Source organism: Pseudomonas cavernicola, assembly GCF_003596405.1.
Taxonomy (GTDB): Bacteria; Pseudomonadota; Gammaproteobacteria; order Pseudomonadales; family Pseudomonadaceae; genus Aquipseudomonas; species Aquipseudomonas cavernicola.
In genome coordinates, this window is record NZ_QYUR01000006.1 from 87394 (window position 1) to 99692 (window position 12299).

The following is a 12299-nucleotide window of genomic DNA, read 5'->3' on the forward strand; positions in this document are numbered from 1 at the left end:
GCACAGATTAAGGTTCGTCGACCTTGAAGTGGGCGCGAGCGGTGGCAATCGGCTCGGCTTGAGTGGTCTGCCAGGCCGTAATGGCAACGTTGGCGACGCGACGGCCTTGGCGCCACACCTGGCATTGGGCATAGGTGTCACGATAATGGCCGGCGCGCAGGTAATCTATCGAGAAGTCGATGATTTTCGGCAAATGTGGAATACCCATGAACATCAGCAGGTGGAGCATGGCGGAATGCTCCATGAAGCCCGCGATCACCCCACCATGGATTGCTGGGAGTATCGGGTTGCCGATGCTGTCTTTGTTGGCCGGCAGACGAAAGACCAGGTCATCACCCAGCCGTAAACACTCGATACCGAGCAACTTGGCATAGGGAATCAGGCTGAGCAGCCCTTCGTAGTCATTCTTCTCGTGCGCTTCGCGCACCAACTGGTTGAGGCTCAGGCCGCTCATGCGGCACCGCCTTGAATATCCCGCTTAAGTTCTTTGCCACCCTGAGTACCCTTGCCCATGCGCATGAAGGTTCCGACCACATGGGCGATCGGCTGCTGCGGATCGTCCTGATAGGCGTAACCACGGGTAAAAATGATATTCGGTGTCACTCGGTAGCATTCAGCTACCCCATAGACATCCTTGTTCGGCTCAGCCGGGTGCATGTAGTCGATACGCAGGTCGAGGGTCGGGCAAATCTCGAACTCCGGCAGCACGCAGACAATGGAAATACCGCAGGTGGTGTCCATCAGCGTGGTGATGGCGCCGCCATGGATCACACCAGTTTCCGGATCACCGATGATGTGCGTGCTGTAGGGCAAGCGCAGGGTCAGGCTCTGGCTGTCCGCAGCATGCACGCTCATGCTGAGCACCTGGCAATGGCGCAAGGCCGAGAGAAAGCGCTGGGCGCGCTCGAAAATGGGGTTTTCCGACATGACAGCAACCTAGGCGGGGAACATGGCAAAGAGCCGCATGATACCCTGCCCCCGTCTAAGCTTCAGCCTCGGACTACGCGGGAATCCGTCAGCATGCGCATGTTCGTGCGATTCTTCTAGGCGCAGTGGAACTTAATGTAAAACCTGAAGTTCAAAGTGCTATCACTGAAGAAAGCCACACATGGAGGCTCAAAAATGAAAAACACCCTGTCCCTTGCCCTGCTCCTGGCCGCCAGCCTTGCTCTTGCTGCCTGCGATAAGAAAGCGGAAGAGAATGTCCAGGCCCCGGCTGCTCCGGCGACTGAAACCATGCCGAGCGCACCTGCCCCGGAAGTGCAGCCGAGCACACCTGCTCCGACCCCTCCAGCCACCGCACCGGAAGAACAACCAGCGCAAAGCCAGTAAGGTTTAGCGCCTCCTGGAAAGCACAAGGCCCGCAACTGCGGGCCTTGTGCTTTCTGCTCTCAGAGCGCAGGGCTGAGCATCAGCACCAGGCAGCAGACCAGGCCGACCACCCAGACCAGGCTGCGCAACTGGTGCTTGTCGTTCCAGTAGAGGAACAGGTAGAGCACCCGCGAGACGACGAAGAGCACCGCCAGCAGACCCACCAGATTGCCATGGGTCTGGGTGACATGGGCCATCAGCACGCCGGCGACGAACAGCGGGAATATCTCGATGCTGTTCTGATGGGCGGCCAGGGCCCGCGCGCCGAAACCACTCAGTCGCGCTTGCTGGGCTCGCGGGTGACGATTGTCATAGCCACCGCCCTCCTCCTTCATCGCCTTGGCCACGGGAATCTTCGCCAGGTAGATCAACAAGGCGGCAATGAACAGGCACCAGAACGGAATACTCATTCGCTTTTCTCCTTGGCCGGCGCAACCACTGGGGTTGGCGTGTAAACCATCACGTCCAGCACATCGGAATGAAACTCTCGGCGGTACAGCACCAACACCACGCCAGTGGTGACCAACATGAAAAACCAGGGGTTGATGAACCAGGCCAGGGTTGCCATGCCGAAATAATAGGCACGCAGGCCAAAGTTGAACTGGTTGGCGGCCATCGAGATCACCCGCGCAGCCCGCTCGGCGAACGCCTTGCGCTCCGCCTCGGTAACGTGCCGCTCGCCTATCATTGGCGCAGAGCCAATCAGCACCGCGGCAAAGTTGTACTGGCGCATACACCAACTGAAGGTGAAGAAGGCGTAGACAAACACCACCGCCAAACAGAGCAGCTTGATCTCCGATACCCCACGGCTGACCGGCTCGACGAGGGGCAGATCCGCCAACAGCGAAACCGCACGATCCGATGAGCCCAGCACAGTGAGAATACCGGCCAGGATAATCAGGGTACTGGAGGCGAAGAACGAAGCATTGCGCTCAAGGTTACCGATCACACTGGCGTCGGCGATACGGTTATCGCGCAGCAACAAGCGGCGCATCCAGTCTTCACGATAAAGGTGCAGCACACTGGCCAGACACGGCGTATCGCGGCCTTTCCAAATGGCGTAGCGCGTGTAACCGCCCCAACAGATGATGAACCAGAGGACAGCAAGCAAATGCGGCAGATAGCTTTCGGCGATGAACATGAAAACTCCTTGTAAATCTGCCTCGATTATAGCCAGCCGAAGCTGTCGCCAAGCCAACAAAAAGGCCGCCAAAGGCGACCTTTCAATTGAACCAGGCTTAAACCAGTACTTCGCCGCGCTCGCCCAGCAAACGATCGAGCAGCGTGGTCACGGCTAAGGTGAACACCGCCGGTACCAACCACGCCAAACCCTGCTCGGCTAACGGCAAATGCGCCAACCACTCGGGCATCCACTGAGCCAACCCCGCGGCCTTGACCCCATCGACGATGCCGAACAGTAACGCGACCAACATCACCGGGGCGATGACACGACTCGAGGAGTGCCAAAACTCGCGACAGAAACTCAACGCCACCAAGGCGATGCACGGCGGATAAATCGCCGTTAGCACGGGTACTGAAACCTGGATCAGCATCGTCAAGCCCAGATTCGAAACCAGCAGTGAAAAACCCGCCAACAAAATGACCAGGGTGCGATAGGACAGTGGCAATACTCCACTGAAGTACTCGGCACAAGCACAGGTCAGACCCACCGCCGTCACCAAACAAGCCAGCGAGATCAGCGCGGCCAGGAACACACTGCCCAACGAACCGAAGGTGTGTTGCACATAGGCATGTAACACCTCCGCACCGTTAGTCGCGCCAGCCGCGATTGCATGACTGCCGGCGCCCAGGCGAAACAAGCTGATATACACCAATGCCAGACCCAGCCCGGCAATCAGCCCGGCGATTACCGCATAGCGGGTAATCAGTCGCGGCGATTCCACCCCTCGGGAACGGATCGCGTTGACGATGACGATGCCGAACACCAGCGCCCCCAAGGTATCCATCGTCAGATAACCATTGATAAAGCCTTGGGAGAAAGGCGCCGCTACATAGGCCGGCTCAGGTGTACCTATGCTGCCCGCGGGCAGGGCAAAGGCCGCAATACCTAGCATGGCCAAGGCAATGATCTTCAGCGGCGCGAGGAAGCGCCCCACCGTATCCAGCAGTCGCCCTGGGTAAAGCGAGACCCAGAACACGATGAGGAAATACACCAGGCTGTAAGCGAATAGCGCCAGCGGGCTGTTGCCAGTCAAAGGCGCCAAACCGACTTCGAAAGACACCGTCGCGGTGCGCGGTGTCGCGAACAGAGGCCCGACCGCGAGATAACAGACCGCGGCCAGTACGCCGCTGGCCACCCGGCCAATTGGACTGCTGAGTTCATCCATGGCACCGCCGACCTTGGCCAGCGCCACAATGGTGATCACGGGCAGACCGACAGCCGTGACCAAAAAGCCCAACGCCGCCATCCACAAGTGCGGACCGGACTGCAAACCAACGATGGGCGGGAAGATGATGTTGCCGGCCCCGACAAACAGGGCAAACGTCATAAAACCAAGTGCCAGAATGTCCTGGCCTTTCAACACTTTCATTGAGGGAAACACCACATTGCTAAATCGGAATTTGCAGAGGGTTTCCCTGAGAGGTCGAGGGAAACGCTGCCTGTCCGGATAGGACAGACCACCTAAGCGCCGTACCCCTTATGGGGGCCGAACACGAGAAATAGTTGCCAGCCTAACGAATTCGTCTCAGCCAAGCACTGACGCAGGTCGGACTGTCCGTTGCACGGAACGGCTTGTCGCATCCATGACAGATTCGCACCCCAGCCACAAAGCACAGAGGCCACCCGAAGGTGGCCTCTGTTTTACTCTCGCAAGTTAGCCGAAGCTTACTTCACGTTCCAGCCAGTCAGTTCGGCCAAGGCCTTACCGATGTCAGCCAGCGAACGCACGGTTTTTACACCAGCGTCTTGCAGCGCTGCGAATTTCTCGTCAGCGGTGCCTTTACCACCAGAGATGATGGCGCCAGCGTGGCCCATGCGCTTGCCCGGAGGAGCAGTCACACCAGCGATGTAGGACACCACCGGCTTGGTCACGTGGGCTTTGATGTAAGCAGCAGCTTCTTCTTCAGCAGAACCGCCGATCTCACCGATCATCACGATCGCTTCGGTCTTCGGGTCTTCCTGGAACAGCTTCAGGATGTCGATGAAGTTGGAGCCCGGAATCGGGTCACCACCGATGCCCACGCAAGTGGACTGGCCGAAACCGGCGTCAGTGGTCTGCTTCACGGCTTCGTAAGTCAGGGTGCCGGAACGCGACACGATACCGACTTTGCCAGGCAGGTGAATGTGACCTGGCATGATGCCGATCTTGCATTCGCCGGGAGTAATCACGCCCGGGCAGTTCGGTCCGATCAGGACTACGCCCAGCTCGTCGCACTTGACCTTGGCTTCCAGCATATCGATGGTCGCAATGCCTTCGGTGATGCAGACGATCAGCTTGATACCACCGAACGCCGCTTCAAGGATGGAGTCCTTGCAGAACGGAGCCGGAACGTAGATCACGCTGGCAGTGGCGCCAGTTTGCTCTACCGCTTCCTTGACGGTGTTGAACACCGGCAGACCCAGGTGAGTGGTGCCGCCTTTGCCCGGAGTCACGCCGCCAACCATCTTGGTGCCGTAGGCAATGGCTTGTTCGGAGTGGAAAGTACCTTGCGAGCCGGTGAAGCCCTGGCAGATTACTTTGGTGTCTTTATTGATCAGGACGCTCATTACTTGCCCTCCGCAGCTTTAACGACTTGCTGAGCAGCGTCGGTCAGGCTGGTTGCCGCGATGATGTTCAAGCCACTTTCAGCCAGTACTTTGGCACCCAGTTCAGCGTTGTTGCCTTCGAGGCGAACCACGACCGGAATCTTCACGCCGACTTCTTTCACTGCACCGATGATGCCTTCGGCAATCATGTCGCAACGAACGATGCCGCCGAAGATGTTCACCAGAACTGCCGCTACGTTGGTATCGGAGAGGATGATCTTGAACGCTTCGGTTACGCGCTCTTTGGTCGCACCGCCGCCAACGTCGAGGAAGTTGGCCGGCTTGCCGCCGTGCAGGTTGACGATGTCCATGGTGCCCATGGCCAGGCCAGCACCATTGACCATGCAACCGATGTTGCCTTCCAGCGCTACGTAGTTCAGTTCGAACTTGGCTGCGTGAGCTTCGCGCGGGTCGTCTTGCGACGGGTCGTGCATGGCGCGCAGTTTTGGCTGGCGATACATCGCGTTGCTGTCGATGTTGATCTTGGCGTCCAGGCAATGCAGGTTGCCGTCAGCCTTGATTACCAGCGGGTTCACTTCCAGCAGTGCCAGGTCGTAGTCCTGGAACAGCTTGGCCAGGCCCACGAAAATGTGGGTGAACTGCTTGACTTGGTCGCCTTGCAGACCCAGTTGGAACGCCAGTTCGCGGCCTTGGAACGGCTGAGCGCCGACCAGCGGATCGATAGTGGCTTTGAGAATTTTCTCAGGGGTATCGTGAGCGATCTTCTCGATGTCCACACCACCTTCGGTGGAGGCCATGAACACGATGCGACGGCTCGAGCGGTCGACTACGGCCCCCAGATACAGCTCTTTGGCGATATCGGTGCAGGACTCAACCAGGATCTGGTTGACCGGCTGACCATTCGCGTCAGTCTGGTAGGTCACCAGACGCTTGCCCAGCCACTGCTGAGCAAAAGCTTTGGCGTCTTCTTTGCTGCGAACCAGCTTCACACCACCGGCCTTACCGCGACCACCCGCGTGGACCTGGGCTTTAACCACCCACTCAGTACCACCGATTTTGTCGCAGGCTTCTGCAGCCGCTTCCGGGGTGTTTACTGCAAAGCCTTTGGATACGGGCAGGCCGTACTCAGCGAACAGTTGTTTACCCTGATACTCGTGAAGATTCATGCTTATCTACCGTCTTCGTTAGGTATTGCGCATCGGCGCTGCGTATTAGGTGCCGCGCCACCTGTGACTGTCCCTGAGGAAACAGTCCGCCGGGCGTTCCGCGGTGAGACTTCCGAAGAAGACTCACGACGGGCAGCTCGGCGTGGTTCTTGTTGTCGCTATTAACGCTTCTTGCGGTTGGCGATGTGAATGGCCTGGCCATTCACGGCCAAGGCCGCTTCGTGCAGCGCTTCGGACATGGTCGGGTGGGAGAAAACCATCATTCCCAGGTCTTCGGCACTGGTGCCGAACTCCATACCGATCGCACCCTGTTGAACCAGCTCAGCCGCGGCTGGACCGATTACGTGTACACCCAATACGCGGTCTGTCTTGGCATCGGCGATGACTTTGACGAAACCTGCAGTGTCGTTGGCAGCCATGGCACGGCCACTGGCGGCGAACGGGAAGGTGCCGACGTTGACCGCAACACCTTCGGCCTTGAGAACCTGCTCGGTCTTACCAACCCATGCGATTTCCGGGTGGGTATAGATCACGGACGGGATCAGATCATAGTTCATCTGGGCTTTGTGGCCGGCGATACGCTCGGCAACCATCACGCCCTCTTCCGAAGCTTTGTGCGCCAACATCGCACCACGCACCACGTCACCGATGGCGTAAACGCCCGGCACACTGGTGGCGCAATAGTCGTCGACGAAGATGAAGCCACGCTCGTCCAGATTCACACCGCTGTCGGCGGCCAGCAGATCGGTGGTCACCGGGCGACGGCCGACCGACACGATCAGCTTGTCGAACGTCAGCGTCTGCTCGCCATCGGCGTCGGTGAAATTCACGTTGACTTGCTTCTTCTTCACTTCTGAACCGGTCACGCGGGCGCCCAGACGGATTTTCAGGCCCTGCTTGGTCAGAATCTTCAGGGCTTCCTTGGCGACCTGGTCGTCGGCGGCTGGCAGGAACTTCTCCAACGCCTCCAGCACGGTCACTTCGGCACCCAGGCGAGCCCATACCGAGCCCAGCTCAAGGCCGATTACGCCGGCGCCGATCACGCCCAACTTCTTCGGTACGGCCTGGAATTCCAGGGCGCCGGTGGAATCTACGATGGTGTCCTGGTTGACCGGAGCCGGCGGAATGTCGACCGGCGTGGACCCGGACGCCAGAATCACGTTGGTGGCTTCGACCACTTGAGTTGTGCCGTCGCCAGCAGTGACTTCCACTTGCTTGTTCGCCAGCAGCTTGCCGTGGCCTTCCAGCAGAGTCACACCGTTGGCCTTGAACAGGGTGCTGACGCCGCCAGTCAGGTTCTTCACGATACCGTTCTTACGCGCGACCATGGCCGGTACGTCGATAGTGACGCCCTTAGCCTCGATGCCGTGAATCGCAAAGCCGGCATGGGCCTCATGATATTTGTAGGAGCTATCAAGCAGTGCCTTGGACGGAATGCAGCCGACGTTCAGGCAGGTTCCACCGAGGGCGATCTTGCCCTCTTTGTCCTGATACTTCTCGATACAGGCGGTCTTCAGACCAAGTTGAGCGGCTTTGATGGCGGCCACATAGCCCCCCGGGCCAGCACCAATCACTACCACGTCGAATTTCTGGGTCATAACTCATTCCTTCTCGGATGAAACCGGACGGCCCCTTGTGGGGACCGCCGTGATCAGACAACGGATCAAATATCCAGCAGCAGGCGTGCCGGATCTTCCAGTAGGTCCTTGATGGCGATCAGGAAGGTTACCGCTTCCTTGCCGTCGATCAGACGGTGGTCATAGGACAGGGCCAGATACATCATCGGCAGAATCACTACCTGACCATTCACCGCCATCGGCCGCTCCTGGATCTTGTGCATGCCCAGGATCGCGGTTTGAGGTGGGTTGACGATCGGCGTCGACAGCAGCGAACCGAACACACCGCCGTTGGAGATGGTGAAGGTACCGCCAGTCATGTCTTCGATGGTCAGCTTGCCGTCTTTAGCTTTCTTGCCGTAGCTGGCGATAGTGCCTTCGATTTCTGCCAGGCTCATCAGTTCAGCGCTACGTAGAACCGGTACCACCAGACCGCGATCGCTGGACACCGCAACACCGATATCGGAGTAGCCGTGATAGACGATGTCGCCGCCGTCGATGGAAGCGTTCACGCCCGGGAAGCGCTTGAGCGCTTCAGTCGCGGCCTTGACGAAGAAGGACATGAAGCCCAGGCGTACGCCGTTGTGGGTCTTCTCGAACAGATCCTTGTACTTCGAACGCAGGTCCATGACCGGCTTCATGTTGATTTCATTGAAGGTGGTCAACATCGCCATGGACGATTGCGCTTCAACCAGACGTTCGGCGACCTTGGTACGCAGACGGGTCATCGGTACACGCTTCTCAACGCGATCGCCGGTAGCAAAAACCGGGGCCGCAGCAGCCGGAGCAGCCGGTTTGGCCACTGGAGCCGCAACCGCCGGAGCGGATTTCTTCGCTTCGATTGCCGCGACCACGTCTTCCTTGGTCACACGACCGCCCTTGCCGCTGGCGGCGATGCGGTTGACGTCGATGCCGTTCTCTTCAGCCAGCTTGCGCGCGGCCGGCGAAAGAATCAGGTCTTCGGCGGCTGCAGCCGGAGCAGCAGCTTGTGCCGCAGGTGCCGAGGCCGGTGCGGCTGCGGCTGGAGCGGCAGCTGCGCCGCCTGCTTCGATAGTGCCCAGCAATTCATCGGAAAGAACGGTGTCACCTTCGTTCTTGACGATGCTGCCCAGAACGCCGTCGGCGGTAGCCAGAACTTCCAGGACGACTTTGTCGGTTTCAATGTCGACGATCAGGTCGTCACGCTTGATCGCATCGCCCGGCTTCTTGTGCCAGGTTGCAACGGTGCCGTCGGCAACCGACTCCGGGAAAGTAGGGGCTTTGATCTCGATAGCCATTATGTGCGGGTCCTTAAATTCGGTTTCTTCTACGAGGCGGCTGCACAGCTACTGCGCTTTGCGGCCACCTCTTATATGAAGGCGTTAAACAGTAAAGGCGTCCTGCAGCAGTTTTTCCTGCTGCTCGGCGTGCATCGATGCGTAACCACAGGCCGGAGCAGCAGAGCCTTCACGGCCGGCATACTCGAGGAACAGGCCTTTCTTATGCGCAGTGGCGACACGACGCATATGGTGCTGGCTGCAATACCAGGCGCCCTGGTTCATCGGTTCTTCCTGGCACCAGACGACGTGCTTGAGGTTCTTGTACGGAGCCAGAACTTCGGTCAGATCGTCTTCAGGGAACGGATACAGCTGCTCGAGACGCACGATGGCGATATCTTCGCGGCCTTCGGCACGGCGTTTTTCCAGCAAGTCGTAGTAAACCTTGCCGCTGCACAGCACCAAACGGGTCACTTTCTTCGGATCGATTGCATCGATCTCCGGGATCACGGTCTGGAACGAGCCTTCAGCCAGATCTTCCAAAGTCGAGATGGCCAATTTGTGGCGCAGCAACGACTTCGGAGTCAATGCGACCAACGGCTTGCGCAGCGGGCGGATAACCTGGCGGCGGAGCATGTGGTAGACCTGCGCCGGGGTAGTCGGTACGCACACCTGGATGTTGTGCTCAGCGCACAACTGCAGGTAACGCTCCAGACGCGCCGAGGAGTGCTCAGGCCCCTGCCCTTCATAACCGTGCGGCAGCAGCATGGTCAGACCGCAGAGACGGCCCCACTTGTGCTCGCCACTGGTAATGAACTGGTCGACGACCACCTGGGCACCGTTGGCGAAGTCACCGAACTGAGCCTCCCAAATCACCAGCGCATCCGGCTTAGTGGTGGAATAGCCGTACTCGAACGCCAGCACCGCTTCTTCCGACAACAGCGAATCGTACAGATCAAAACGCGGCTGACCGTCGTACAGATTCTGTAACGGCAGGTAGGTGCCGGCATCCTTCTGGTTGTGCAACACCGCATGGCGGTGCGAAAAGGTACCGCGTCCCACGTCCTGGCCGGTGATACGTACTGGATGGCCTTCGAACAACAGCGTCGCGTACGCCATGGTTTCGGCGTAGCCCCAGTTGATCGGCAGCGCACCAGCACTCATTTTCTGGCGGTCTTCGAGGATCTTGGAAACCTGGCGCTGAACCACGAAACCTTCCGGAGTTTCCAGCAACTTGCCGGCCAGTTCCTGCAGGGTTTTCAGCTCGAAACGGGTGTCGTGACGAGCGGTCCAGGCATGACCCAGGTATGGACGCCAATCAACAAACAGCTCTTTGTTCGGCTCTTTGACCAGACTTTTCACCACATGCAGGCCGTTATCCAGCGCATTGCGGTAGTCGTCGATCTTCGCCTGCACGCGCTCGCTGTCGTGGCTGCTGGACTGCACCAGCGCCTCGGCATACAACTCACGGGTGGTGCGTTGCTTGCCGATCTGCTGGTACATCAGCGGCTGGGTGCCGCTCGGCTCGTCGGCCTCGTTGTGGCCGCGACGGCGGTAGCAAACCAGATCGATCACTACGTCGCGCTTGTATTGCATGCGGTAGTCGATGGCCAACTGGGTGACAAACAGCACAGCTTCCGGGTCATCGCCGTTCACGTGCAGGATCGGCGCCTGGATCATCTTGGCAACGTCTGTGCAGTACTCGGTAGAACGCGAGTCTTCCGGGTTGCTAATGGTGAAGCCGACCTGGTTGTTGATCACGATGTGGATGGTGCCGCCCGTCTTGAAGCCACGGGTTTGCGACATTTGGAAGGTTTCCATGACCACACCCTGACCGGCGAATGCCGCGTCACCGTGCAGGGAAACCGGCAGAACCTTGTCACCGGCGGTGTCATTGCGGCGATCCTGACGAGCGCGCACGGACCCCTCGACCACTGGCGAAACGATCTCCAGGTGGGACGGGTTGAATGCCATCGCCAGGTGAACTTCACCGCCAGGAGTCATTACGTTGGAGGAGAAGCCCTGGTGGTACTTGACGTCACCGGAGCCCAGCTCGACCAGCTTCTTCTTGCCTTCGAACTCGTCGAACAGGTCGCGCGGGTTCTTGCCGAAGGTGTTGACCAAGACGTTCAGACGACCACGGTGGGCCATGCCGATGACGATTTCCTTGGTGCCGTAGGAACCCGAGCGCTGGATCAGCTCGTCCAGCAGCGGGATCAAGCTCTCGCCGCCTTCCAGACCGAAACGCTTGGTGCCCGGGTATTTGGTGCCCAGGTATTTTTCCAGGCCTTCAGCAGCAGTCAAGCGCTCAAGCAAATGGCTCTGAACTTCAGCCGACACAGTCGGGCGACCACGCACGCTTTCCAGGCGCTGCTGGAACCACTTGCGTTGCTCCGAATCGACGATATGAGTGAATTCGGCGCCAATGGTGCGGCAATATGTCTGCTGCAAGGCGACGTAGATCTCGCGTAAAGTCGCCTCCTCTTTGCCGATGTAAAGCTCACCGGTGCGGAAGGTCGTGTCGAGATCGGCATCAGTCAGGCCGTAATGATTGATCGCCAAATCAGCAGGTGCTGGACGCTTCCACAGACCCAGCGGATCGAGCTGAGCAGCCTGATGGCCACGCATCCGATAAGCCTGAATCAGTCGCAAGACTTCGACCTGCTTCTTCTCGTGCTCACTGCTCACACTACCGGCGGACACCGGTTGAGCGCGACGCTGGTTTTTCGCCAGCAGTACGAAGTGATCGCGGACCGTAGAATGGGAAACGTCGTTCGCAACGTTACCGTCAGCGGGCAGCTTCTGGAAGTAAGTGCGCCACTCTTCTGGCACAGCGTTGGGATCGTGCAGGTAGAGCTCGTAGAGCTCTTCCACATAGGCAGCGTTACCACCGGATAGGTGGGCACTGTCCCACATGCGCTGCATCACGCTTTCTTGCATGCTTGGTCACCCTCGGTAAGGGGACACCACCGGCGTGGAAACCGCATGGGCTTTAAAAGTCCTAAAGCAGCGACTTCGGTAAAGCCACTTCGGATCCCGCAGATAGTCCGGGCACCAGCCCGGATGCCCCTGCTGGTCGTCAAATTTTCCAAATAAGAACCGCGGCTTTGTGAGCTGCGGCTCGATCTAAAACTACGGCGCCGAAATCTATTCCAGCGCC

General features: G+C 58.8%; 11 protein-coding genes. 1 reads left to right on the forward strand and 10 read right to left on the reverse strand.

From position 1 onward, the window contains the following. Window positions 1-7 precede the first annotated feature (7 nt). Window positions 8-454: a PaaI family thioesterase gene (locus D3879_RS16480; RefSeq protein WP_119955363.1), complete on the reverse strand. Its 447-nt coding sequence runs from the start codon at window positions 452-454 to the stop codon at window positions 8-10. Next, the gene (locus tag D3879_RS16485; protein WP_119955364.1) at window positions 451-927 is read right to left on the reverse strand and encodes a PaaI family thioesterase; all 477 of its coding nucleotides are present in this window, start codon (window positions 925-927) and stop codon (window positions 451-453) included. Before D3879_RS16485 ends, D3879_RS16480 begins: the two co-directional genes overlap by 4 nt. Window positions 928-1122: 195 nt before the next feature. Here D3879_RS16485 and D3879_RS16490 point away from each other — a divergent pair, with 195 nt between their 5' ends. Then, window positions 1123-1332 carry a hypothetical protein gene (locus D3879_RS16490; RefSeq protein WP_119955365.1) on the forward strand — a complete coding sequence of 70 codons (210 nt, stop codon included), beginning with the start codon at window positions 1123-1125 and terminating at the stop codon, window positions 1330-1332. A 59-nt stretch (window positions 1333-1391) separates the two neighbouring features. Here the strand turns inward: D3879_RS16490 and D3879_RS16495 are convergent, their stop codons facing one another. The 8 genes from D3879_RS16495 to D3879_RS16530 form a co-directional block, all read right to left on the reverse strand. Continuing rightward, window positions 1392-1781: an MAPEG family protein gene (locus tag D3879_RS16495; protein WP_119955366.1), complete on the reverse strand. Its 390-nt coding sequence runs from the start codon at window positions 1779-1781 to the stop codon at window positions 1392-1394. Beyond that, on the reverse strand, window positions 1778-2512 hold the full coding sequence (locus tag D3879_RS16500) for a DUF599 domain-containing protein (RefSeq protein WP_119955367.1): 735 nt from the start codon (window positions 2510-2512) through the stop codon (window positions 1778-1780). The genes D3879_RS16495 and D3879_RS16500 overlap by 4 nt, the downstream gene beginning before the upstream one ends. Before the next feature lie 97 nt (window positions 2513-2609). Continuing rightward, entirely contained in the window at window positions 2610-3923 is a 1314-nt protein-coding gene (brnQ, locus tag D3879_RS16505; protein WP_119955368.1) for a branched-chain amino acid transport system II carrier protein, read from the reverse strand. Window positions 3924-4219: 296 nt separating this feature from the next. Continuing rightward, window positions 4220-5101: a succinate--CoA ligase subunit alpha gene (sucD, locus tag D3879_RS16510; protein WP_119955369.1), complete on the reverse strand. Its 882-nt coding sequence runs from the start codon at window positions 5099-5101 to the stop codon at window positions 4220-4222. After that, window positions 5101-6267, reverse strand: coding sequence for an ADP-forming succinate--CoA ligase subunit beta (gene sucC, locus D3879_RS16515; RefSeq protein WP_119955370.1), 1167 nt, complete (start codon window positions 6265-6267; stop codon window positions 5101-5103). Before sucC ends, sucD begins: the two co-directional genes overlap by 1 nt. A 161-nt stretch (window positions 6268-6428) precedes the next feature. Then, window positions 6429-7865, reverse strand: coding sequence for a dihydrolipoyl dehydrogenase (gene lpdA, locus D3879_RS16520; protein ID WP_119955371.1), 1437 nt, complete (start codon window positions 7863-7865; stop codon window positions 6429-6431). Window positions 7866-7930: 65 nt separating this feature from the next. Then, window positions 7931-9160, reverse strand: coding sequence for a 2-oxoglutarate dehydrogenase complex dihydrolipoyllysine-residue succinyltransferase (gene odhB, locus D3879_RS16525; protein WP_119955372.1), 1230 nt, complete (start codon window positions 9158-9160; stop codon window positions 7931-7933). Between the two features lie 84 nt (window positions 9161-9244). After that, window positions 9245-12079 (reverse strand): 2-oxoglutarate dehydrogenase E1 component, encoded by a 2835-nt coding sequence (locus D3879_RS16530; RefSeq protein WP_119955373.1) that lies wholly within the window; start codon window positions 12077-12079, stop codon window positions 9245-9247. Window positions 12080-12299 lie beyond the last annotated feature (220 nt).

What these genes read in the sequence shown, in the direction of transcription:
- D3879_RS16480 (WP_119955363.1), bottom strand. Translation starts at nt 454, where the DNA reads ATGAGCGGCCTGAGCCTCAACCAGTTGGTGCGCGAAGCGCACGAGAAG.
- D3879_RS16485 (WP_119955364.1), bottom strand. Translation starts at nt 927, where the DNA reads ATGTCGGAAAACCCCATTTTCGAGCGCGCCCAGCGCTTTCTCTCGGCC.
- D3879_RS16490 (WP_119955365.1), top strand. Translation starts at nt 1,123, where the DNA reads ATGAAAAACACCCTGTCCCTTGCCCTGCTCCTGGCCGCCAGCCTTGCT.
- D3879_RS16495 (WP_119955366.1), bottom strand. Translation starts at nt 1,781, where the DNA reads ATGAGTATTCCGTTCTGGTGCCTGTTCATTGCCGCCTTGTTGATCTAC.
- D3879_RS16500 (WP_119955367.1), bottom strand. Translation starts at nt 2,512, where the DNA reads ATGTTCATCGCCGAAAGCTATCTGCCGCATTTGCTTGCTGTCCTCTGG.
- brnQ (WP_119955368.1), bottom strand. Translation starts at nt 3,923, where the DNA reads ATGAAAGTGTTGAAAGGCCAGGACATTCTGGCACTTGGTTTTATGACG.
- sucD (WP_119955369.1), bottom strand. Translation starts at nt 5,101, where the DNA reads ATGAGCGTCCTGATCAATAAAGACACCAAAGTAATCTGCCAGGGCTTC.
- sucC (WP_119955370.1), bottom strand. Translation starts at nt 6,267, where the DNA reads ATGAATCTTCACGAGTATCAGGGTAAACAACTGTTCGCTGAGTACGGC.
- lpdA (WP_119955371.1), bottom strand. Translation starts at nt 7,865, where the DNA reads ATGACCCAGAAATTCGACGTGGTAGTGATTGGTGCTGGCCCGGGGGGC.
- odhB (WP_119955372.1), bottom strand. Translation starts at nt 9,160, where the DNA reads ATGGCTATCGAGATCAAAGCCCCTACTTTCCCGGAGTCGGTTGCCGAC.
- D3879_RS16530 (WP_119955373.1), bottom strand. Translation starts at nt 12,079, where the DNA reads ATGCAAGAAAGCGTGATGCAGCGCATGTGGGACAGTGCCCACCTATCC.